We start from the raw sequence: 22,199 nt of genomic DNA, 5'->3' as shown, positions 1-22,199 counted from the left end.
TGAAAGGAAAGGGAAGAATAGAAAAGAGGAGGAATCCATGAAAATATTAATTGCTCCAGATTCATTCAAAGAATCCTTACCTGCGAAAGAAGTAGCAGAAGTTATTGCAGAAGGCTTTCGTCAGTCTCTCCTCGATGTAGAACCGATCACCTGTCCTGTTGGAGATGGTGGCGAAGGGACAGTGGAAGTCATCAGTTTATCATTGGGCTTGAAGGAAACTTTTACCCTTGTCACAGGACCATTTGGAGAACCGGTAGAAATGCGGTATGTGGAGAAGGATTCTCTGGCTCTCTTTGAAGTAGCCGACTTGATTGGGTTAGGAAAGATTCCAGTTGATCAACGCCGTCCACTTGACTTAGAGACCCGAGGAATCGGTGAACTGATTTGTTATTTAATCAAACAGGGGAAAAAGGAGATTTATATCGGGGTTGGAGGAACAGCGACAAACGATGGGGGCCTGGGACTTGCAGTAGGTCTGGGCTACAAATTCTATGATCGAGAAGGAAAGGAGTTGAAGGCCTGTGGGCAAAGTATTTTAGAATGGGATTCTATCCGTAAAGAGGAAGCGTTCAAGATCCCAGATGATGTTCAGATACAGATTTTAGCAGATGTTACTAATCCCTTATGTGGACTAGATGGTGCGACCTATATGTTTGGAAAACAAAAGGGGCTGAGACCTGCTTTGTTTGAGCAAGTAGATCAAGCTATTTACAGCTTTTATGAAAAGAACTGTGCGAATGTATTGACCCAAGCAGGGATGGGAGCTGGTGGTGGTCTTGCTGCTGGACTTTGTGCATTTGCGCAAGCGAGACTGGTATCAGGGATTGATAGCTGTTTAGATTTGATTGACTTTGACACTAAAGTAGCAACAGCAGACTTGGTCATTGTCGGTGAGGGGCGACTGGATCATCAGAGTCTATCCGGAAAAGCTCCGATAGGGGTTGCGAGAAGAACCCCAAAGGGAATTCCAGTAATAGCCATTTGTGGAAGTCTTGCAGATGATTTACCAAATCTTCCATTTGAAAATATAATCGCAGCCTTTTCCATTACGAAACACCCCGATAGTTTAGACCAACTTCTGAAGAATGCGAGGGAAAATCTTATCTTTACAGCTAGAAATATCGGAAATCTATTAAGCATAGAAAAAAGCGGTTAAACCGCTTTTTTCCATCTAATATTTAATACTAATAAAATGTCTAAGCGACAGCTCTGATCAACCAAACCATTTTTTCCAAAGAGAAGGTTTGGTCGGCTTCTTTTCTTCCTCCCAGAGATCTGCAAAAGCAGTTCGGAGGTCCTTGTCAGTAGTGTTCACTGGTGCATCTGTATGAATCACGAGCCCAAAAGGAGAGGAGTTATGCTCTTCCGAAACAATAGTAGCCTGGCAACCGAACTCTTTTGCTTGTTTTAGATAGCTCAACTGGACACTAGAATCAACATTTGGGGAAATCTTTACAAAGAGAGGGTTAGCTTGTTCACTCAAACTCTTCAGCACCTTCAAAAAGCCCTTCTGAAGCTGAGGACTATTGCTTGTTCTTATATCGGCATATCCTAGAACGCGCTCTTCAAACGTACCTAGAAAGCGACGTTGTTCATCAGGATTTAATTTTAGGCCACCATTAGCCTTTTCCATAATTTCTTTAGATAGATCAGTCATAAGAATAGTATATCATACTTTAGGTTAAAAATGCCAAACGTATAAACGCTGATCAAAACAAAAAGAAAGCGATTTCTTGATAAAGTTAAGGAAAATCTGCACAAAGATAACGTTTTTTCTTGAAAAACGCGTATTTTTAAGGTATCATAGAGGTGTAAAAAATTTAAACTCAAAGGAGAGTAAGAAATGTCAATTATTACTGATGTTTACGCTCGCGAAGTCCTAGACTCACGCGGTAACCCAACACTTGAAGTAGAAGTTTATACTGAATCAGGTGCTTTCGGACGTGGTATGGTTCCATCAGGAGCTTCTACTGGTGAACACGAAGCAGTTGAACTTCGCGACGGTGACAAATCTCGTTACGGTGGTCTTGGAACTCAAAAAGCTGTTGACAATGTAAACAACATCATTGCTGAAGCAATCATCGGTTACGATGTTCGTGATCAACAAGCTATTGACCGTGCAATGATCGCTCTTGACGGTACTCCTAACAAAGGTAAATTGGGTGCGAACGCAATCCTTGGTGTGTCTATCGCTGTAGCTCGTGCTGCTGCTGACTACCTTGAAATCCCACTTTACAGCTACCTTGGTGGATTCAACACTAAAGTTCTTCCAACTCCAATGATGAACATCATCAACGGTGGTTCTCACTCAGATGCTCCAATCGCTTTCCAAGAGTTTATGATCTTGCCAGTTGGTGCACCTACATTTAAAGAAGCTCTTCGTTACGGTGCTGAAATCTTCCACGCTCTTAAGAAAATCCTTAAATCACGTGGTTTGGAAACTGCCGTAGGTGACGAAGGTGGATTCGCTCCTCGTTTCGAAGGAACTGAAGATGGTGTTGAAACTATCCTTGCTGCGATCGAAGCTGCTGGATATGTACCAGGTAAAGACGTATTCATCGGATTTGACTGTGCATCATCAGAATTCTACGATAAAGAACGTAAAGTCTACGACTACACTAAATTCGAAGGTGAAGGCGCTGCTGTTCGTACATCTGCAGAACAAATCGACTACCTTGAAGAATTGGTTAACAAATACCCAATCATCACTATCGAAGATGGTATGGATGAAAACGACTGGGAAGGTTGGAAAGCTCTTACTGAACGTCTTGGTAAGAAAGTTCAATTGGTTGGTGACGACTTCTTCGTAACAAACACTGACTACCTTGCACGTGGTATCCAAGAAGGTGCTGCTAACTCAATCCTTATCAAAGTTAACCAAATCGGTACTCTTACTGAAACTTTCGAAGCTATCGAAATGGCTAAAGAAGCTGGTTACACTGCCGTTGTATCACACCGTTCAGGTGAAACTGAAGATTCAACAATCGCTGACATCGCAGTTGCAACTAACGCAGGACAAATCAAGACTGGTTCACTTTCACGTACAGACCGTATCGCTAAATACAACCAATTGCTTCGTATCGAAGACCAACTTGGTGAAGTAGCTGAATACCGTGGATTGAAATCATTCTACAACTTGAAAAAATAAGCTAGTTTACTAGACAAAAAAATCCTTGAGCTTTCTCAAGGATTTTTTTGCTATTGAGCCAAGAAAAAATCCTCAACTAGATAGTTGAGGAATCGTTTTATTAGAACAAGCCTTTGATTTTATCAACAGCGCCGCTTACTAGATCGTTTCCAGCAACAAGAGCTTTCGCTTGTTCTAAGTAGTCACCAAGGTTATCCTTGTTGTCATCGATAAATTTTTTAGCAGCATCGAAATCTTTCTTTTCGATCATTTCTTTGACTTGGTTAAACAAATCCATTGGGTTCATGAGGTTTCTCCTATAAACTATTTATTTTATCACTATTTAATCATTTTTCAACCAGACTAGCAAGTGTTTTGATTGTTAGTTGAAGAGGACACAAACCGCCTCTGGTACGAAGAAATCATGACTCAATTCAGTCAATCTACCACTTGCTTTATCGCGTTTAAAAACAGTGGCATTGTCTGAATCTTGATGGACTGCAATAAGATATTCTTGGTCTGGACTAAGAATGAAATCGCGTGGATTGAGTCCATTAGTTGGAACGATTTCTAGAAGCACTAGGCTACCGTCTGCCAAGATTTCATAGACTGCAATGGAGTTATGAGCTCGATTTGAGGCATAGAGGAATTTCCCATCCTCGGAGAGGCGAATAGCAGCAGCCCATTTTTGACCTTCATAATCTTCTGGTAGAGTTGAGATGGTTTGGAAATGTTCAAAGTAGCCAAGTCCATCATAGAAAAGGACATCGATGGTGGCGTTTAGTTCGTTAATGAGGTAGGCAGTCTTGTAATGAGAATGGAAAATGATGTGACGCGGACCTGCACCTGGAGCAGTTTGGTAGGTTTGTGCTTCCGTTAGTTTCCCAAAATCATCAACTTGGTAGACCACTACTTGATCAGTACCTAAATCACAAGTGATGAGCAACTTATCGGGAGTAAGATCTGCGTAATGTACATGGGGACTAGCTTGGTTTTTGTGAGGTCCAGAACCCTGATGAGTCGCTTGGTCGACAAAGGTCAAATGACCATCCTCATGGATACGATAAGAGAGGACTTGTCCCTTGTGATAGTTGGCACCATAAACCAAGCCCCGTTCCTCGTCAACAGAGACATAACAGAGGGGGGCTCCTTCATCGACCACATGATTGATTAATTGGTGGTCAGGGCTAAAGCTCGCAATGCCACCAAGATCTTGGTCTGCACCTACACTGTATAAGAAACCAGCTTTTGAAAAAGCGAGATAGGTTGGGTTTGGCTCTTGAGCGACTAGTTGCAAATCACTTAGCTGTCCAGTTCTCTCATCAAAGGAAGCCTTATAAATTCCTTTAGAGTCTCGTTTGGTATAGGTTCCGAAATAAATATCTTGCATCACATGCACCTCGACTTTGTTGATAGCTCCATTATATCAGAAAAGAAGGGGATGGAAAACGATTAGGTGAAGGATTGAGGAGGTTAGGAACAAAAACCAGCTTATGTTCAGCTCTATCGTGAAATTATAGAGTAAAAATGCTAAAATAAAAACAGATTGAAAACGAAGGAGATTCCCGTGGAACATAAAGAAAAAGATTTTAGTTTATCCTGGTTTTTTAAATGGTTTGTAGATAATAAGGCCATTACTGTTTTCCTTGTAACCTTGCTGATGGGATTGAATATTTTAGTCCTCAGCAAGATTAGTTTTATTTTTACACCCCTGTTAGAGTTTGGAGCAGCGGTCATGCTGCCAGTCATTATCTCAGGGCTCCTCTATTATTTGTTAAATCCAATCGTAGACTTTTTGGAAAGGCACCGGGTCAAACGGATTATTGCGATTTCCATCGTCTTTATCTTGATCGCTCTTCTCATTTTATGGGGCTTGGCTGTCGCTATTCCAGCTATCCAGCGTCAGGTTCTTAGCTTCATGCATAATCTACCAGACTACTTGGAAAAGGCCAATATGACCATCGATGATGTCTTAGACAACAAGGTGTCTCCAGAAATCAAGCCGCAATTAGATGAATGGACCAGCCAATTGTCGCAGAATATTACCAGTTGGGCAAGTTCTTTTTCTGCCCGTGCAGTCAACTGGGTCAGCAATCTGATTACTGTCGCCTCCCAGGTCATTATCGCTTTGATTATTATGCCTTTTATCGTCTTCTATCTATTGAGAGATGGAAAGAACCTGAAAGGGCAAATCATCCGCTTCTTACCAACCAAGATTCGTAAATCAGCAGGTAAAGTACTGTCTGATGTCAATACACAATTGGCCAATTATGTCAGAGGTCAGATCACAGTTGCCATCATCGTAGCTTTAATGTTTATTCTTTTGTTTAAGATTATTGGGCTTCGTTACGCTGTGACACTCGGTGTAACCGCTGGTTTTTTGAACTTGATACCATACTTGGGTAGCTTCTTAGCCATGCTCCCTGCCTTAGTCTTGGGTTTGGTAGCAGGACCAGAAATGTTTGTCAAAGTTGTCATTGTCTTTATTGTTGAGCAAACCATCGAGGGACGTTTCGTTTCACCACTTGTCTTGGGTAGTCAGCTTAATATCCATCCGATCACGATTTTGTTTGTATTGATTACCTCTGGCTCTATGTTTGGAATCTGGGGAGTCTTCTTAGGAATCCCAGTTTACGCTTCAGCCAAGGTCGTCATCAGTGCTCTATTTGAATGGTACAAAGAAGTCAGTGGTTTATACGAAAAGGACGAAGTTGAGGAAATTCAAAGTGAAGAATAGTCAAAAAATTCTAGAAGCAATTGAGAAACAAGAGCTAGATCGTCTACCAGGCTATTTAGAAGCGGCCTTGCACGAAGATGATCCAGAAACCTTGTTAGAATTAGGCCAGTATTTTGAAAGTATCGGATTTTACCCTGAAGCAAAACAAACTTACTTGCATTTGAGAGATGATTTTCCAGAGGTCTATCTGAGTCTAGCGACCATTGCAGCCGAGGATGGTCAAATGGAAGAAGCCTTTGCTTATTTGGAAGAAATTCCTGAAAGTTCGGAATGGTATCTAGCCAGTCTCTTGGTCAAGGCAGACCTCTATCAAAGTGAGGGCTTGGCAGATGTGGCTCGGGAAAAGCTGATGGAAGCTGCAAGCCTTTCAGATGATCCTATTATTCAACTAGGCTTGGCAGAGATTGATCTAGAACTCGAAAATTACCAAGAAGCTATTGAAGAGTATGTTCAGTTAGACAACCGTCTCATTTTAGAAGAAACGGGGATCTCCACCTACCAGCGGATCGGCTATGCTTATGCGAATCTGGGTCGGTTTGAGCCTGCCATTGAGTTTTTAGAAAAGGCCTTAGAAATTGAGTTTGATGACCAGATTGCCTATGAATTGGCAACCCTTCTTTATGACCGAGAAGAGTATCAACGAGCTCTGATCTACTTCAAGCAGATCGATACGCTGTCGCCAGACTTTGAAGGGTATGAATACGGTTATGCCTTGGCCCTACAAGCTGAGAATGATCGAGAAACAGCGTTAGCAATAGCAGAGCAAGGGATCCAGAAGAATCCTTTTGATGCCTATCTTCTCCTTTTAGCTTCCCAGTTGGCTTATGAATTGCACCAGCCAGAAAAGGCAGAGAAGTATTTGTTAGAAGCTAAAGAAGTGGCAGAAGATTTAGAAGACATCGCTCTTCGTCTAACGACCCTCTATTTGGAGCAGGAACGCTATGAAGATGTCCTTGAATGGCAAGAAGTGGAAGTGGAAAATGTCGTCACCCGCTGGAATATCGCTCGTGCCTTGGTAGCACTCGAAGAGATTGAAAAAGCAGGTCCGATCTATGAAGAGCTCTATCCAGATTTGAAAAACAATCCAGAGTTCTTAGAAAGCTATAGCTATCTCTTGAGAGAGTTGGGGAATATCGCAAGAGCTCGGGAAGTGACAGAAGGCTATTTGCAGCTAGTACCAGATGATGGGCAAATGCAAGCTTTCTATGAGAGTTTGCTAGAAGATTAATTAAATGACCCAGCTGGGGCGGGAATCCGAACAAGTTTGTATCATGGTTCGGTCCCGCTCTTTTTTAATCAGTCTTTCTGTTATTGTCCTTGAGAATATGGTATACTGGAAGGGCTAAAAAGAAGACAAGATGAATGAGGGAGAAGATAATGGAACCGGTGAAATTGTTTCAATACAATACCTTGGGGGCTTTGATGGCTGGTCTCTATGGAGGATCCTTTACGGTTAAAGAATTACTAGAGCATGGAGATTTAGGAATTGGGACCCTGGACTCCATCGATGGCGAATTGATTGTCTTAGATGGTAAGGCTTATCAAGCTAAGGGTTCAGGAGAGGAACCAGAGATTGTGGAAGTATCTCCAGATGCGACTGTCCCTTATGCGGCCATTGTTCCCCACCAGGCCGAAGTGATTTTTCGGCAACGCTTTGAAATGACGGATGAGGAATTAGAGGCTCGCATTGAATCTTATTACGATGGCGAAAATCTGTTTCGTTCGATTAAGATTCACGGTGATTTCTCCAAGATGCATGTGCGTATGATTCCTAAATCGACCTCGGAAACCAAGTTTGCAGATGTGGCGACCCATCAGCCAGAATTTACACGAGAAAATGTTACAGGAACTATTGTTGGTTTTTGGACGCCAGAGATGTTTCATGGGGTCAGTGTAGCAGGCTATCACCTTCACTTTATCTCAGATGACCATACCTTCGGGGGCCATGTCATGGATTTTGTCATCAAAGAGGGCATCGTCGAAGTTGGAGCCATTGACCAATTGGACCAACGCTTTCCTGTCCAGGACCGCCAGTATCTCTTTGCCAAGTTCAATGTTGACCAGGTCAAAGAGGATATCCACAAATCAGAATAAAACAAAAGGGCTGAGATGATTCTCAGCCCTAGGATGAATATTATTTCTTATGAACTTTCCTTAGGTGAGTACGGACGTCAGCGAACTTCTAAGAAGTTCCATGACTTAGTTTTGAGCCTAAGGTCTCAAAACTCCCGAGTGCTAGAAACGTTGGTGTTTCTAGCACTTTTCTCACGGCGGAAAGTTCCTGGATAAATGCTAGAATGCCTTATAGAAGAGATTATTTCTTGTATTACCATTCGAGTTCCTTTATGTAAATAGTTGTCTACATTTAAAAGGGATGGGCAAAAACTGTCCAGCCTTTGATATTTGATTGGAATAACTACAAGAAGCAGTGGTTGATTAGCATCTTTGTTCGCTTTTTAAACTTCAAAGATGACTTAATCAACTGTGTGGGGTGGGAAGATTGAAAAGGTTTAAAGAACCTTTTCAATCTTTTTTAATTTTTCGGAGTTCTTTCCCACTCACTTTTACGTTGTCTACTCATTGATGCGCATGGATTTGATTTTTTCTTCTTCAGGGGTGACCCGTAGGGTTTTCTGACCGGTATAGGTTACAAAGCCAGGTTTTCCTCCGGTCGGTTTGTTGAGTTTCTTCGTTTCAATCATGTCGACTTGGACCAGATTGGACAGGCGTCCCTTAGAGAAATAGGCTGCAAGCTCAGCTGCATCGGTTTTGACCTCATCTGAAGGGTTGAGGTTACCTGTAATGACCACGTGACTACCTGGAATATCCTTAGCGTGGAACCAGAGTTCGCCCTTTTTAGCCATTTTGAAGGTCAATTCTTCGTTTTGAAGATTATTCCGGCCGACCAGAATAATGGTCTTGCCGTCTGATGCTAAGTACTTCTCTGGTTTTTTCCGTTTATGGATTTTTTCTCGGTTACGTCGTTTGATAAAGCCTGTTTGGACTAGCTCTTCGCGAATCTCGGCTACTTCAGAAAGGCTGGCTTGGGCCAGAGCAGTTTCGACTGTTTCCAGGTAGGAGATGGTTTCCTTGGTTTCTTGGATGAGAGAGGTCAAATGTTTAACAGCTTCTTTTAGCTTCTGATAGCGCTTAAAGTAACGTTGCGCATTTTGACTGGGGGTCAAGGCTTTATCCAAGGCAATGGTAATAGGCTGGTTGGTATAGTAGTTGTCCAAGGTGACTTGGTCTTGATCATTTGGGACTTGATGGAGGAAAGTAGTAAGCAGTTCGCCTTTTTGACGGAACTCTTCGGCATTTTCTGTCGCTGCTAGTTCGGCTTCCTGTTTGGCCAATTTTTTCCGGTTCTTTTCTAGCTCATTATCCACCTTGCGGATTAGTTCCCCAGCTTGTTGTTGGACCCGGTCGCGCTCAGCCTTGTCCAAGTAGTAGTGGTCGAGTAGATCTGATAAGGTTTCAAAGGTCTCCTCCTGGCTATCTGCATAAGCGAGAGTAGCAAAAGATTTTTTCGTTAGACGGGGATCTGTTGGAGCTTCAAAGAAAGCTCGGAAGGTTTTTAATTTTTCTCCTGTTTCTAATCGACTGGCCAATTCTTGAGCAGTATCTCGACCAAGACCCTGGAAATGGATTTGAAGGTTTTTTGGTGTCAACTCTTCTCGGTGAAGAAAGGCGAATAAGGCTTCGTCCTTAATGGTAAAGGGGTTGACCGCTTCGGTTTTTGGAGGAGCTACATAGGTTGATCCAGGGAGAATGGTCCGGTAGCTGTTTTGAGAGAAGCCCACATGCTTGATCGCTTCGATAATTTTTCCAGTCGCCTTGTCCAGAAGAATGATATTGCTGTGCTTGCCCATGATTTCGATGATTAGGGTCACAGATATATCATCTCCAATCTCATTTTTATTAGAGACGGCAATTTCTAAAATACGGTCATTCTCCAGTTGCTGAATCTGCTCAATGACTGCCCCTTGGAGATACTTGCGCATGACCATGATAAAAGTATTAGGGAAGGCAGGATTCTCAAAATTGGTCTGGGTTCGTTGGATCCGACCAAAAACAGAGTGGGAAGACAGCAAGAGTTTTTGATTCTTGCGGTTGCTACGAATTTGTAAAACCAACTCTTGTTCAAAGGGTTGGTTAATTTTTTGGATGCGACCATTTAGGAGTTCGCTTTGTAATTCATTCACCATATGGTGTAAAAAAAATCCATCAAAAGACATGGGGTTCCTCAACATTCTAGACTAATTCTAGTAAATTATATCAAAAAAGTGCCTGAAAACCTAGAAAGAAGCCGGTATTCACTCCTTGTAAAAGTATCCGTTAGAAAATGAATTTCAGGAAATAACGAACGTTTTTCAAAAAAAACATAAAAAAGTATTGACAAGGCTTACAGAAACATTTACAATGGTTACAATTAGAAAAGTAATAAATGAAAATTTATTAGAGAGCTCACGGCTGGTGAAAGTGAGTAGTGGACATTTATGAAATTGGACTAATGATGAGATGAATTTGAAACAATAAAAATTCGGTCTGCACACCTTATCGTGCAACTTGTTGCTAGACAAGACAGAGATATGGGAGGAGTTTATCCATTTTCCCATAAGTGAGGTGGCACCGCGATGACACGTCCTCACATAGCTATAGCTATGTGTGGGCGTTTTTTTTGTTTCAAAAAGAAGGGAGAAAAGAAGATGAAGAAACGATGGCGACTCAGTCTTTAACAAAGAAGCGAAAAACGAAAAAATAAATAATTGAGGTAAAAAATATGAAAAACAAACGTGTATTGGGAATGATCGGTGCTTTGCTCGCTGTTATTTTGGTAGCTGTTGTTTATCCAATGCTAACCAATAAAAATGATGCGAATAAAACAGATGGAACCAAAAAGGTAAAAGTTGGTGTCTTACAGTTAGTCAGCCACCCATCGCTAGACGAAATCTACAAGGGGATTCAAGATGGCTTGGCTGAAGAAGGCTACGACAAGGACAAGATTGAGATCGAATTCCTCAATGCAGAAGGAGACCAAAATAAGGTTGCTACCATGAGCAAACAATTGGTCCAAAACAACAACGACGTCTTGATCGGAATCGCAACCCCATCTGCTCAAGGTTTGGCTAGTGCGACTAAGGACAAACCAATCGTCATGGGTGCTATCACAGACCCAGTCGGCGCTAACTTGGTCAAAGATTTGAAAAAACCAGGTGGTAATATCACAGGAGTATCTGACCACAATCCAACGGAACAACAGTTGAAGTTGATCAAAGAGTTGACTCCAAACGTGAAAACAATCGGGGTTCTTTACTCAACCAGTGAAGATAATTCTAAAACCCAAGTAGAAGAATTTACAAAATTGGCTGAAAAAGCAGGCTACAAAGTAGTTCCTTATTCAGTCCCTTCTACAAATGAAATTGCTTCAACGGTTTCTGTCATGACTGGTAAAGTGGATGCTATCTGGGTTCCAATCGATAACACCATTGCATCAGCCTTCTCAACGGTAGTCGAAGCAAACAAAACAGCTAAAAAACCAATCTTCCCAAGTGCGACAGCCATGGTCGAAGCTGGTGGTTTAGGTTCAGTCGTTGTCGACCAACACGATCTTGGAGTGGCAACTGGTAAAATGGCTGCGAAAATCTTGAAAGGTCAAAAACCAGCGGATACACCAGTAGAAATCTTTACAGATGGTAAGTCTGTCATTAACAAAAAAGTGGCAGAAGAATTAGGCATTACCATTCCAGAATCTGTCTTGAAAGAAGCTGGACAAGTCATCGAATAAAAACAAAACGAATAACAAGAATGGCAAGTGAAGCAAAATAGGATTCACTTGTCATTTTTTGTAAAATCTGATAAACTAGATAGTAATTGAATAGAAATCTGCAAGACTAGTACCTCAAGGGAAGTGCAACAGGGAGAAGAGCCGTGACTGAAAGCTCTTTGCATGAAAGCTGGGTGAATTCACTTGCGCAAAGATTTAGAAATTAAGGTCTGAATTTCAGATAAAAACGGATGGTACCGCGTGTCAACGCTCCGAATGAGGGTGTGGCGCGTGGTTTTTTCTATGTCTGAGTGAAGACCATGATGGAGGAAATATGTCAACGATTGAAGAACAACTAAAAGCGCTTCGGGAAGAAACGCTGGCAGCATTGAAGCAGATCTCTGCTGAAAACGAAAAAGAGATGCAAGAGCTACGCGTTTCTGTCCTTGGGAAAAAAGGCTCCCTTACTGAAATCCTTAAAGGGATGAAAGATGTCTCTGCTGAAATGCGTCCGGTTATCGGGAAACACGTCAATGAAGCGCGTGATGTTTTGACGGCTGCCTTTGAAGAAACAGCTAAGCTCTTGGAAGAAAAGAAAGTCCAAGCCAAATTGGCTAGTGAGAGTATCGATGTGACCCTTCCGGGACGTCCAGTCGCAGTTGGTCATCGCCATGTCTTGACCCAAACCAGTGAAGAAATCGAAGATATCTTTATCGGGATGGGCTACCAAGTTGTAGATGGCTTTGAAGTCGAAAAAGACTACTACAACTTTGAACGCATGAACTTGCCAAAGGATCACCCAGCTCGTGATATGCAGGATACCTTCTATATCACAGAAGAAATCTTGCTTCGGACCCACACATCACCAGTACAGGCGCGGGCGATGGATGCGCATGACTTTAGCAAGGGGCCTTTGAAGATGATCTCGCCAGGGCGTGTTTTCCGTAGGGATACAGATGATGCGACCCACAGCCACCAGTTCCATCAGATCGAAGGTTTGGTCGTTGGGAAGAACATTTCTATGGCGGACCTTCAAGGAACGCTTCAGTTGATCGTGCAAAAGATGTTTGGTGCAGAACGCCAAATCCGTCTGCGTCCTTCTTACTTCCCATTTACAGAGCCATCTGTTGAGGTCGATGTCTCTTGCTTCAAATGTGGTGGAGCGGGATGTAATGTATGTAAGAAGACAGGTTGGATTGAAATCATGGGGGCCGGTATGGTTCACCCACGCGTGCTTGAAATGAGTGGCATTGATGCAACCGTCTATTCAGGATTTGCCTTTGGTCTTGGGCAGGAGCGTGTAGCCATGCTTCGTTATGGAATCAATGATATCCGTGGCTTCTATCAAGGAGATGTTCGCTTCTCAGAACAGTTTAAATAATCATGTTAGTTAGAGTAAAAATCGATCAAGTACAGACCTTACGTGACCTAGAGGTGGAAACCTATCGGGATACCTTCGGTCCCTATATTGTTGAGGAAGATTTGGAAGACTACTTTTCAACGGTTCTCTCATTGGAGCAAATCGAGAAGGATCTGTTAAATCCAGAATCCGAAACCTATTTTGTCCTCAATGAAGGTCAAGAAATCTGTGGTTTTCTTAAGATAAACTGGGGTCAAGCGCAGACCGAGCCAGTAGAGATGGACAAGTCCTTTGAGATTCAACGGATCTATGTCAAAAAGGAATTTCATGGGGCTGGTTTCGGTAAGGAAATGTTTACCTTTGCGCTGGATCAAGCCAAGAGCCGTGGCTTTGAATGGGCCTGGCTAGGTGTATGGGAACGTAATTTTAAGGCGCAAGATTTTTACTACCGCTTTGGTTTTGAACGATTTAGTGAACACCAGTATATAACCGGAGATACCGTGGATACAGACTGGTTGTTGAGAAAGAAATTGATCTAGAAGGAACAAGAAACTTCTATTCTAGAGAAGGGGAGGTTACTAGACCTACCTAAGCCAGCCTCGAGCTGGAAAACACAAAATGAAAGGATCTAAACTAGGGCTTAAGGAAATCTAGGAAAGTCATTTAGATTTCAGTTTGGCCCTTGGTATCTTACATATGTTAGTTAGTTATAAATGGTTAAAAGAATTGGTGGACATTGATGTACCATCACAAGAGTTGGCTGAAAAAATGTCAACCACAGGGATCGAAGTAGAAGGTGTGGAATCACCTGCTGCTGGTCTCTCAAAAATTGTCGTCGGAGAAGTCTTGTCTTGTGAAGATGTACCCGAAACACATCTTCATGTCTGCCAAGTCAATGTGGGTGAAGAAGAAGCCCGTCAGATCGTCTGTGGAGCGCCAAATGTGCGTGCAGGCATCAAGGTCATGGTGGCTCTTCCGGGTGCCCGTATCGCGGATAACTACAAGATTAAAAAAGGGAAAATCCGTGGCTTAGAGTCACTCGGAATGATCTGTTCACTTGGTGAATTAGGGATTTCTGACTCCGTTGTACCAAAAGAATTTGCAGATGGCATCCAAATCTTGCCAGAAAATGCAGTTCCAGGTGAGGAAGTCTTCTCTTACCTCGACTTGGATGATGAAATCATCGAGCTTTCTATCACACCTAACCGTGCAGACGCTCTTTCTATGCGTGGGGTAGCTTACGAAGTAGCAGCTATCTATGACAAGGCAGTCAACTTTAAAGAATTTACTTTAACAGAAACAGACCAAGCCGCATCGGATGCTCTTTCTGTCAGCATTGATACAGACAAGGCTCCTTATTATACAGCCCGCATCTTGGACAACGTAACCATCGCACCAAGTCCACAATGGTTGCAAAACCTCCTCATGAACGAAGGCATCCGTCCGATTAATAATGTCGTTGACGTGACCAACTATATCTTGCTTTACTTTGGTCAGCCTATGCATGCCTTTGACTTGGATACCTTTGAAGGAACTGATATCCGTGTGCGTGAAGCACGTGCTGGTGAGAAATTAGTGACCTTGGATGGGGAAAAACGTGAGTTAGAAACAACGGATTTAGTGATTACTGTTGCTGACAAACCAGTAGCCCTTGCAGGCGTCATGGGCGGAGAGGCTACAGAAATCTCTGAAAAGTCTAGTCGTGTCGTCCTTGAAGCTGCTGTCTTCAATGGCAAATCTATTCGTAAGACAAGTAGTCGTCTCAACCTTCGTTCTGAATCATCTTCTCGCTTTGAAAAAGGCATCAATGTGGCAACCGTTAATGAAGCCCTTGATGCAGCAGCAAGCATGATTGCTGAATTGGCTGGTGCGACAGTGCGTAAGGGCATTGTTTCAGCAGGACAGTTGGACACTTCTGATGTAGAAGTTTCTTCTACTCTTGCAGACGTTAACCGTGTCCTTGGTACTGAGCTTTCCTACGCGGATGTAGAGGATGTCTTCCGTCGTCTTGGATTTGGCCTTTCTGGAAATGCTGAAAGCTTTACTGTCAGCGTCCCTCGTCGCCGTTGGGATATCACGATTGAAGCGGACCTCTTTGAAGAAATCGCTCGTATTTATGGTTACGATCGCTTGCCAACCAGTCTTCCAAAAGATGATGGGACAGCTGGTGAGTTGACAGCTACACAAAAATTGCGCCGTCAAGTTCGTACCATTGCAGAAGGTGCTGGATTGACAGAAATCATCACCTACGCTCTGACAACTCCTGAAAAAGCAGTGGAGTTTACGACTGCACCAAGCAACTTAACTGAGCTCATGTGGCCAATGACAGTGGACCGCTCTGTCCTCCGTCAAAATATAGTTTCAGGTATTTTGGATACAGTTGCCTACAACGTAGCGCGTAAGAACAAAGACTTGGCTCTTTACGAGATTGGAAAAGTCTTCGAGCAAACGGGTAATCCAAAAGAAGACTTGCCAAATGAAATCAACAGCTTTGCTTTTGCCTTGACAGGTTTAGTCGCTGAAAAAGACTTCCAAACAGCAGCGGTTCCAGTTGATTTCTTCTATGCTAAGGGAATTTTGGAAGCCCTCTTTACTCGCTTGGGTCTTGAAGCAACCTATACAGCAACGCAAGAGATCAAGAGTCTTCACCCAGGACGTACAGCCTTGATCTCACTTGGTGATCAAGTAGTCGGTTTCCTTGGTCAAGTGCACCCTGTTACGGCTAAGGCTTACGATATTCCAGAAACTTATGTAGCTGAGCTTAACCTTTCGGCTATTGAAGCAGCCCTTCAACCAGCAGCAGCCTTTGTGGAAATTACGAAATTCCCAGCAGTCAGCCGTGATATCGCCCTTCTCCTCAAAGCAGAAGTGACTCACCAAGAGGTGGTTGATGCCATCCAAGCTGCAGGTGTGAAACGTTTGACAGGCATCAAACTCTTTGACGTCTTCTCAGGTGAAAAACTAGGAGTTGGAATGAAGTCCATGGCCTATAGCTTGACTTTCCAAAATCCAGAAGATAGCTTGACAGACGAAGAAGTCGCTCGCTATATGGAAAAAATCCAAGCATCACTCGAAGAAAAAGTAGACGCAGAAGTGCGGTAAATCGTAAAAAAATGAAACAGTTGAGAATTTCTCAGCTGTTTTTTTCTTACAGGATTTACAAGTTATCTGGCTTAAAACCCTATAAAAATAAAGAAATTCCTTTAAGTACTCAAAATATCCATGTCAACTATCCTTCTATTTTTGACAAATATTTTTATTTTTTTGTAAAATATACTTGTCAAAAAGAAAAAGAAGTGTTACAATGATTTCAGTTGAAAAAATAGGAGGTTTTCTTATGGGAGCCGTGTGGATTCTATTTATCCCTTTTCTGGTTATCATTTATGCAAGCTCAGAAAAGAAGATAAAAAGGTTGAACAAACGCATCAAAAGATTAGAAAAACAAGTGAAAGGAAATCAAGACATGTCTAGACTTTTAGAAGAATTGAAAGGCCAAACGGCCACTGTTTTAGTGAGTGGTGTTGGATTCGAGTATGAAATTTTGGATATCGACGAAGATTGGGTCAAACTGACTCGTGTGAATCATAAACAACAGAGGGAAACCAAATTAGTCCGCATCGAAGATATTCAAGGTATTCAACTATAAGGGGGCGAAAGCCATGATCTTAAAAAATCGACTGAAAGAGCTGAGGGCGCGTGATGGCCTCAACCAATCCGAGCTAGCCAAGCTAGCAGGAGTCTCGCGCCAGTCCATCAGTCTCTTGGAGCGGGGGGAATACACCCCCTCGGTTATTATTGCCATCACCATCGCCCAGATTTTCAAGGAACCGGTGGAGAATGTCTTTAGTCTAGTAGAGGGAGAGGAATAAAAGTGAAAAAGAAGTTAAAAGAAAGGTCAGCCCGTTTTCGTTTTTGGAGAAACATGGCCATGGTCCTATCAGGATTAATCATTGGTTTTTTGACAGGTTATTTTGGTTCAGACCATCCTATTGAATTCCAAAAGCTATTTGATCGAGATATGATCTATATAGGGTCAATCATTTTATATCTGGTGGTTTTCGGGATTGCGTCTACCTACCTCATCTCATCGCGCCAGTCTTATCAGATGATGGAGGAGGCAGAAGATGAAGACGAAGCCTACCGTTATGAAAGCCAAACGAGAAGAATCTATGACTTGGCTACGATGTTCAAAGGCGTCATGATTGTTCCCTATCTATTAGTGATTTTCTTCTCTTGCCAAAAACTAGTCTATGAAGAAAAACTAACAGGTGCTTTTGGGAAATACACCATCCCGCTTATTTTTCTTGCTTTGTTCCTTCTTACTTTTGGGCTAGAACATCAGTTTCGAAAAACCTTCAAACAGATTTATGGAAAAGCAATCCCACGCAATGCTAGTGGGGCAGAAGTCCGTGAACTAATAATGAGCATGATAGATGAGGCAGAGAAACAAATTTGCTACGAGGAGAATTACGATATTGTCTTCAAGTTAAGCAATTATGTCTTACCGATTTCCTTGATGGTGATATTCTTAGTTGGCATTGCTTTCCAGGCAGATATCTTGTTAGCATTAGTAGTTGTATCACTGATTTATGTCTATATCTTGGTCTCTCAGTACAAGATTACCAAACGTTACTATAAAGAGTAGAGGAGTTTTCTATGTTAGAAATCAGAAATTTAGAAAAAAGCTTTGGCAAAAAGCAAGTCTTGTTCGGCATTGACTTGACGGCGAAAAAAGGATCCATCTTAGGTTTGATCGGGAAGAACGGAGCAGGGAAGACCACTATCTTCCATAGTATCCTCCGCTTCCTTGACTACAGCGGCGATATCCAATTAGATGGCCAAGCAATCAGTCAAGAAACCTACAAGGAAATTGGCTACCTACCAGAAGAGCGGAGTCTCATGCCTAAGTTGACCATCTATGAGCAAGTCCGTTACCTTGCTAATCTCAAAGGCATGTCAACTGCTGAGGTCAAGGAGAAACTTCCGATCTGGATGGAAAAACTCCAAGTAAAAGGAAAATTAACCGATAAGATTAAGAGCCTCTCAAAAGGGAATCAGCAAAAGGTTCAATTGATCATTACCATGATCCATGAGCCAAAATTGATCATCTTGGATGAGCCGTTTAGTGGACTGGATCCTGTCAATACAGAAGTGCTCAAGCAGGTCATTTTTGAAGAAAAAGAGCGTGGTGCGACCATTATCTTCTCTGACCACGTCATGACCAATGTGGAAGAACTCTGTGATGAGTTGGTCATGATTCGTGATGGATCTGTGATTCTCTCAGGTCCCGTACAAGAAGTTCGCAATAGCTTTGGCAAGACTCGTCTCTTCGTATCCAATGACTTCAGTAAAGAGGAGTTGGAAGTGCTGCCTCACGTGACTAAGGTGACCATGACCAAGCAAGGCCTGTGGAAGTTGGTATTGGATGATGAAACAGCAGGTCCGGACCTCTTTGATCAGTTGACCAAGGGTCGCTATCTAGCAACCTTTGACCAACAAGCCCCAACCATTGATGAAATCTTTAAACTAGAATCAGGAGTAGAAGTATGAAACAGATGCTGATTGTTATCAAAGAAACTTATTTACGCCAAGTGAAATCATGGAGCTTTTTACTGATGGTGCTTACTCCCTTTCTCTTCTTCGGATTGACGATTGGAGTGAACTATTTCGTCGGATCTTCTACATCTGCGAAAAGCAACATCGCCTTGATTACAGATCAAGCTCCTGTCAAGGAAGTCTTGAAAGGGACCGATGGCTTGTCCTTTGACTATAAGGATGAAGCAGCAGCTAAGAAAGCTATGAAAGAGGAAGAAATCAAGGGAATCCTCACAGTTGAAGAAAAGGATGGCCAGCTAGAGGCTCGCTACCAGAGTGAGGATGCCATGAAGCCAGGTTTCAAAGCAATCCTTATGGCTAAATTGAGTCAGGTCCAACAAATGCTCAATGTTTCTAAAGCGGATTTAAGCCAAGAGCAGTTAGCAGCCCTTTCGCAACAGGTCTCATTGATTGAAAAAATTGATGAGAAGAAAGAAGGGCTGAAAATGGTGCAGACCGTGGTAGCTGGAGGAATCGGTTTTCTTATCTACATGATTCTGATGTTTTATTCAGGTATCACTGCTCAAGAGGTAGCCAGTGAAAAAGGGACCAAGATTATGGAAGTGGTCTTCTCAAGCATTCGCGCAACTCACTATTTCTATGCTCGCATGATTGGTCTTTTCGGAGTCATTTGTACTCATATTGGTATCTATGCAGTCGGATTGGGAGGCGTTTGGATTTTTAGAGACTCCATTCCTCTTGTGAAAGATATCTTATCTCCAGACTCTCCTATCACCCAACATATTGGACAATCCATTTCCTTGAATACCTTATTCTTGATCATTCTTGGAATCTTCATGTACGTGGTTCTTTCAGCTTTCCTAGGTTCAACAGTTGCTCGTCCAGAAGATACAGGAAAAGCGATTTCGCCACTGATGATGTTAGTGTTCTTTAGCTTCTTTGGAGTAACCACCTTGGGTAGTGCAGGAGATGTCCTTCTGTTGAAGATTGGATCATACATTCCATTCATTTCAACCTTCTTCATGCCATTCCGTACCATCAATGGCTATGCAAGTGGACTTGAATCATGGGGATCATTCGGAATTGCCTTGGCCTTCACGATCCTCGGCACCATGATCATTGGAAAAATCTATTCTAGCCTCATCTTACAAACAGATGACCTAGGTTTGGTCAAGACTGTTAAAAAAGCTTTGAGCTATCGTTAAAAGAGACACCTTCAGTGAATGCTGGAGGTGTTTTTATGTAATCAATTTTTTGTGAATCTAAAATACTTTAGATTGAGAAGTGTAAGAATATAAGCAAATCTAGTAGATGTACTTAAAGAGTGAAACGTACGAATTACTGTGGGGAGCTGAACGTAAAATTAACAATGTTCTTTACTTGTTAATATGGTAGAATAGTACTATAAATTGAAGGTGAGAGATGGTAAGAATGAAAAAACATAATATTAAGTCTAGTACTATTAATGCGAAAGAGGCTATTGCTGAATTAACCGGTGTTGATGTATCTGATCAAAAAAATATGCTTATTGAATTCAGTTATTCTTCTGGTATTCCAGGAATGGAAAAAGGTAAGGAATTGACAAATAACATGCTTCAAGCAGTGAGTAATTTTACTGAGGCTGTTTTAATACAAGCAAATAAATTTCCTCAGATTGCAATTAAAATTGAAGAAAGGGATATTGAGCAAGCTAAAAGATGGGGGAATTAATCATGATGGAAGATGTTAATAAAGATAAACGAGATAAACTATTTCAAGAGATAGTAAATATAGAAAAACAGGAAGATATTATTTTGGATTTAACTCGTGATTATCAAAAAAGTTTAGATGAATTTTTAGAAGATATTTCATTAATAACAAGAGAAGCAGAGATGAGATTGTCTTCTTCTTCTCAAAATGAATTGTTTTTCAAAGAAAAGTATGAAATGGATTTAATAGCAAGAAGATATGTGGCTAAACAGATGGAGGTCTTTAGTGAGGAGAGTGGGACAGCGTTAAAAAAATTAAGTATTAAGAAGGAAAGATTAATGAAAGAAAGGAGTCGTTTGCCGTGGGAGTGAGATACAGTTCATCAGAATCTGCTGCCTTGATTGAGGCTATGAGTGGAAATATTCAAATTGCTAAGCAAATTACAGAAAAACTTACAAGTGGGAGTGATTATTTAATAGCGGAAATTGAAGCTGGTAAACTTCAAGGTGCTGCGTATGAGGCAGGAAAAAATTTATTTGGAAACTTAATTGTCCCTAGTATCAAAAAATTACAAGAAGCGATTGATGATATTCAGATTGAATTAAATTCATACAAAAATGCAGATACAGTTGTATCCCAATATGGTAACATGGATTTAGATGATCTGAAGACACAAAAGCAAAGTTGGGAAAAACAGCTTTTAAAGTATCAAGAACAAATCAGAAAGAATGAAGATTTTTGGAATCGTGTAGGAGCATTTCTTACCGGAAATCTGGGTCAAAATTTATCAGATAATAGAGTACTTCATGAATTGGCTGATAAAACACGGATGCAAATCAAAGATGTGGAAGAAAAAATTGAAAAATTAGAGTGGTTTGTTGAGCAAGTCAATCAGTATTTTTCAGATAGTCTTGAAATTCTTAATTTAGCGATTGAAGGAGCAGGACAACTAAGCCAAATTATCGTTGATAGCAACGGAAATTACTATGCGGATGGTGTAGACATGACTTGGTTTGACAAAATGAAACAAACAAAAGTTGTTTCCTACGCTAAAAGAGACTATCAGGATGCCTTAACAAGGACTTTAAATCAAGCGTCGAGAGATATGTTATTATCAGAGGATGGTGATACCTATTATCGGGAAGAGCTAAAAAAACGCTTAAAAGGACATGATCGGTCACAGTGGAAAAAAATTATTGATGATTATAACCATACTCTAAAAATTGACAATGAAGGGAATTTAATTGAAATTTTTGATAATAGTGCTTATAAAGATCGACATTATCAAAAAGATGATAACTTTTCTGTGCTAAAAAATGGGAAGTATGATAGTGCTTCTACGAGATTGATCAACGAAAAATATCAAGAACTTCTTCAAGAAAATTTTGAAGCTAATTCCACTGAATTTTGGGGTGGAGTTAGTCAGATGTTATCAGGTTTACTGCTTGATTTTGCTAGCGTAGCAGCAGAAACTGGAGGTTTAGCTTTAGCTCCTGAGACAGGTGGAGCAAGCTTTATTGCTGGAACAACTGCAGCAGGGCTTGCTTTAGATGCAGGAAATGCACTCATATTTAGTGGTGTAGTATCTGTAGGATCTGCTATTAGTAAAACAGGTGGCGCAAACGCTGAAATTCAAGTTAATTATTCTAGCAACTACGATAGCTGGCAGGCAAATAAACCGACGAGTAAGACTTTTGGGAAAAAGGTTTCTGGACGAGTTAAAGGTAAAAAAGTCGATAATATTCGAGTTGATGCGGAGCCAGATAGTGGGAAAATCCAAGTTCAATCGGGAAGTGGGAAATCGGGTTATGGCCTCGACATAGATATCGAGGTTTCAAGGATTTCAAGTAGGCAGGATATTGTAGACTGGGTAAGCAAACATTCTGAACTAAAAGGACTTGGAAAAGGAGCTAAAGAAGAAGTTATCAAAAATATGTGGAAAGCTTTTAAATACTTAACGCAATAA

Annotated in this window: 21 protein-coding genes and 1 other annotated feature; of the genes, 17 read left to right on the top strand and 4 right to left on the bottom strand. The window is 41.5% G+C overall.

Going from position 1 to position 22,199, the window contains the following annotated elements; genetic code table 11:
* The first annotated feature begins 37 nt into the window (after window positions 1-37).
* Complete coding sequence (locus tag EL081_RS06875; RefSeq protein ID WP_126404526.1) at window positions 38-1,156, top strand: glycerate kinase; 1,119 nt, start codon at window positions 38-40, stop codon at window positions 1,154-1,156.
* A gap of 57 nt (window positions 1,157-1,213) precedes the next feature.
* Here the strand turns inward: EL081_RS06875 and EL081_RS06870 are convergent, their stop codons facing one another.
* A complete protein-coding gene (locus tag EL081_RS06870) occupies window positions 1,214-1,657 on the bottom strand; it encodes a DUF1694 domain-containing protein (protein WP_126404525.1) in 444 nt (147 codons plus the stop codon).
* Between the two features lie 186 nt (window positions 1,658-1,843).
* Between EL081_RS06870 and eno the strand changes: the two genes are divergently transcribed.
* The gene (gene eno / locus EL081_RS06865) at window positions 1,844-3,148 is read left to right on the top strand and encodes a surface-displayed alpha-enolase (protein WP_006597394.1); all 1,305 of its coding nucleotides are present in this window, start codon (window positions 1,844-1,846) and stop codon (window positions 3,146-3,148) included.
* A 100-nt stretch (window positions 3,149-3,248) separates the two neighbouring features.
* Here eno and EL081_RS06860 read toward each other — a convergent pair whose 3' ends face one another.
* Window positions 3,249-3,434 carry a hypothetical protein gene (locus tag EL081_RS06860; RefSeq protein ID WP_023023803.1) on the bottom strand — a complete coding sequence of 62 codons (186 nt, stop codon included), beginning with the start codon at window positions 3,432-3,434 and terminating at the stop codon, window positions 3,249-3,251.
* 75 nt (window positions 3,435-3,509) lie between these two features.
* A complete protein-coding gene (locus tag EL081_RS06855) occupies window positions 3,510-4,520 on the bottom strand; it encodes a lactonase family protein (protein WP_185946451.1) in 1,011 nt (336 codons plus the stop codon).
* 174 nt (window positions 4,521-4,694) lie between these two features.
* Here EL081_RS06855 and EL081_RS06850 point away from each other — a divergent pair, with 174 nt between their 5' ends.
* The 3 genes from EL081_RS06850 (at window position 4,695) to budA (ending at window position 7,958) form a co-directional block, all read left to right on the top strand.
* Entirely contained in the window at window positions 4,695-5,864 is a 1,170-nt protein-coding gene (locus EL081_RS06850; RefSeq protein WP_126404523.1) for an AI-2E family transporter, read from the top strand.
* Window positions 5,854-7,092, top strand: coding sequence for a tetratricopeptide repeat protein (locus EL081_RS06845; RefSeq protein WP_126404522.1), 1,239 nt, complete (start codon window positions 5,854-5,856; stop codon window positions 7,090-7,092). Before EL081_RS06850 ends, EL081_RS06845 begins: the two co-directional genes overlap by 11 nt.
* 149 nt (window positions 7,093-7,241) lie before the next feature.
* On the top strand, window positions 7,242-7,958 hold the full coding sequence (gene budA / locus EL081_RS06840; protein ID WP_126404521.1) for an acetolactate decarboxylase: 717 nt from the start codon (window positions 7,242-7,244) through the stop codon (window positions 7,956-7,958).
* A gap of 479 nt (window positions 7,959-8,437) precedes the next feature.
* Here the strand turns inward: budA and EL081_RS06835 are convergent, their stop codons facing one another.
* Window positions 8,438-10,099 (bottom strand): Rqc2 family fibronectin-binding protein, encoded by a 1,662-nt coding sequence (locus tag EL081_RS06835; protein WP_126404520.1) that lies wholly within the window; start codon window positions 10,097-10,099, stop codon window positions 8,438-8,440.
* A gap of 179 nt (window positions 10,100-10,278) precedes the next feature.
* Window positions 10,279-10,514 (top strand) — a binding site (T-box leader).
* A 130-nt stretch (window positions 10,515-10,644) separates the two neighbouring features.
* On the opposite strand from EL081_RS06835, the gene trpX reads away from it, so the two are divergent.
* The 12 genes from trpX to EL081_RS06770 all read left to right on the top strand — a co-directional run bounded on the left by trpX (window position 10,645) and on the right by EL081_RS06770 (window position 22,199).
* Entirely contained in the window at window positions 10,645-11,649 is a 1,005-nt protein-coding gene (gene trpX / locus EL081_RS06830; RefSeq protein ID WP_042361425.1) for a tryptophan ABC transporter substrate-binding protein, read from the top strand.
* A gap of 313 nt (window positions 11,650-11,962) precedes the next feature.
* Window positions 11,963-13,009 (top strand): phenylalanine--tRNA ligase subunit alpha, encoded by a 1,047-nt coding sequence (gene pheS / locus EL081_RS06825; protein WP_126404519.1) that lies wholly within the window; start codon window positions 11,963-11,965, stop codon window positions 13,007-13,009.
* 2 nt (window positions 13,010-13,011) lie between these two features.
* Window positions 13,012-13,527, top strand: a complete 516-nt coding sequence (locus tag EL081_RS06820; RefSeq protein ID WP_126404518.1) for a GNAT family N-acetyltransferase — start codon at window positions 13,012-13,014, stop codon at window positions 13,525-13,527.
* 157 nt (window positions 13,528-13,684) lie between these two features.
* A complete protein-coding gene (gene pheT, locus EL081_RS06815; RefSeq protein WP_126404517.1) occupies window positions 13,685-16,090 on the top strand; it encodes a phenylalanine--tRNA ligase subunit beta in 2,406 nt (801 codons plus the stop codon).
* A gap of 235 nt (window positions 16,091-16,325) precedes the next feature.
* Entirely contained in the window at window positions 16,326-16,634 is a 309-nt protein-coding gene (locus EL081_RS06805) for a hypothetical protein (RefSeq protein WP_126405059.1), read from the top strand.
* A 13-nt stretch (window positions 16,635-16,647) separates the two neighbouring features.
* Window positions 16,648-16,857, top strand: a complete 210-nt coding sequence (locus EL081_RS06800; protein WP_003002675.1) for a helix-turn-helix transcriptional regulator — start codon at window positions 16,648-16,650, stop codon at window positions 16,855-16,857.
* Window positions 16,858-16,859: 2 nt separating this feature from the next.
* Entirely contained in the window at window positions 16,860-17,633 is a 774-nt protein-coding gene (locus tag EL081_RS06795; protein ID WP_126404515.1) for a DUF3169 family protein, read from the top strand.
* Window positions 17,634-17,644: 11 nt separating this feature from the next.
* Window positions 17,645-18,538 carry an ABC transporter ATP-binding protein gene (locus EL081_RS06790; RefSeq protein WP_013903836.1) on the top strand — a complete coding sequence of 298 codons (894 nt, stop codon included), beginning with the start codon at window positions 17,645-17,647 and terminating at the stop codon, window positions 18,536-18,538.
* The gene (locus EL081_RS06785; protein ID WP_126404514.1) at window positions 18,535-19,749 is read left to right on the top strand and encodes an ABC transporter permease; all 1,215 of its coding nucleotides are present in this window, start codon (window positions 18,535-18,537) and stop codon (window positions 19,747-19,749) included. Before EL081_RS06790 ends, EL081_RS06785 begins: the two co-directional genes overlap by 4 nt.
* Before the next feature lie 226 nt (window positions 19,750-19,975).
* Window positions 19,976-20,254: a TIGR04197 family type VII secretion effector gene (locus tag EL081_RS06780; protein WP_126404513.1), complete on the top strand. Its 279-nt coding sequence runs from the start codon at window positions 19,976-19,978 to the stop codon at window positions 20,252-20,254.
* A 2-nt stretch (window positions 20,255-20,256) separates the two neighbouring features.
* Window positions 20,257-20,604 (top strand): cingulin, encoded by a 348-nt coding sequence (locus tag EL081_RS06775; RefSeq protein WP_126404512.1) that lies wholly within the window; start codon window positions 20,257-20,259, stop codon window positions 20,602-20,604.
* Window positions 20,595-22,199 carry a virulence protein gene (locus EL081_RS06770; RefSeq protein ID WP_126404511.1) on the top strand — a complete coding sequence of 535 codons (1,605 nt, stop codon included), beginning with the start codon at window positions 20,595-20,597 and terminating at the stop codon, window positions 22,197-22,199. The genes EL081_RS06775 and EL081_RS06770 overlap by 10 nt, the downstream gene beginning before the upstream one ends.

Origin of the sequence: Streptococcus viridans, from assembly GCF_900636365.1 — a bacterium.
GTDB classification, from domain to species: Bacteria; Bacillota; Bacilli; order Lactobacillales; family Streptococcaceae; genus Streptococcus; species Streptococcus viridans_A.
The sequence above is the reverse complement of the archived record's forward strand: the minus strand, read 5'-3'. Positions and strand labels throughout refer to the sequence as shown.

Bases quoted from the DNA above. Each gene is read 5' to 3' on its own strand.
- EL081_RS06875 (WP_126404526.1), top strand. From the start codon at position 38: ATGAAAATATTAATTGCTCCAGATTCATTCAAAGAATCCTTACCTGCG.
- EL081_RS06870 (WP_126404525.1), bottom strand. From the start codon at position 1,657: ATGACTGATCTATCTAAAGAAATTATGGAAAAGGCTAATGGTGGCCTA.
- eno (WP_006597394.1), top strand. From the start codon at position 1,844: ATGTCAATTATTACTGATGTTTACGCTCGCGAAGTCCTAGACTCACGC.
- EL081_RS06860 (WP_023023803.1), bottom strand. From the start codon at position 3,434: ATGAACCCAATGGATTTGTTTAACCAAGTCAAAGAAATGATCGAAAAG.
- budA (WP_126404521.1), top strand. From the start codon at position 7,242: ATGGAACCGGTGAAATTGTTTCAATACAATACCTTGGGGGCTTTGATG.
- EL081_RS06835 (WP_126404520.1), bottom strand. From the start codon at position 10,099: ATGTCTTTTGATGGATTTTTTTTACACCATATGGTGAATGAATTACAA.
- trpX (WP_042361425.1), top strand. From the start codon at position 10,645: ATGAAAAACAAACGTGTATTGGGAATGATCGGTGCTTTGCTCGCTGTT.
- pheS (WP_126404519.1), top strand. From the start codon at position 11,963: ATGTCAACGATTGAAGAACAACTAAAAGCGCTTCGGGAAGAAACGCTG.
- EL081_RS06820 (WP_126404518.1), top strand. From the start codon at position 13,012: ATGTTAGTTAGAGTAAAAATCGATCAAGTACAGACCTTACGTGACCTA.
- pheT (WP_126404517.1), top strand. From the start codon at position 13,685: ATGTTAGTTAGTTATAAATGGTTAAAAGAATTGGTGGACATTGATGTA.
- EL081_RS06805 (WP_126405059.1), top strand. From the start codon at position 16,326: ATGGGAGCCGTGTGGATTCTATTTATCCCTTTTCTGGTTATCATTTAT.
- EL081_RS06800 (WP_003002675.1), top strand. From the start codon at position 16,648: ATGATCTTAAAAAATCGACTGAAAGAGCTGAGGGCGCGTGATGGCCTC.
- EL081_RS06790 (WP_013903836.1), top strand. From the start codon at position 17,645: ATGTTAGAAATCAGAAATTTAGAAAAAAGCTTTGGCAAAAAGCAAGTC.
- EL081_RS06785 (WP_126404514.1), top strand. From the start codon at position 18,535: ATGAAACAGATGCTGATTGTTATCAAAGAAACTTATTTACGCCAAGTG.
- EL081_RS06780 (WP_126404513.1), top strand. From the start codon at position 19,976: ATGAAAAAACATAATATTAAGTCTAGTACTATTAATGCGAAAGAGGCT.
- EL081_RS06775 (WP_126404512.1), top strand. From the start codon at position 20,257: ATGATGGAAGATGTTAATAAAGATAAACGAGATAAACTATTTCAAGAG.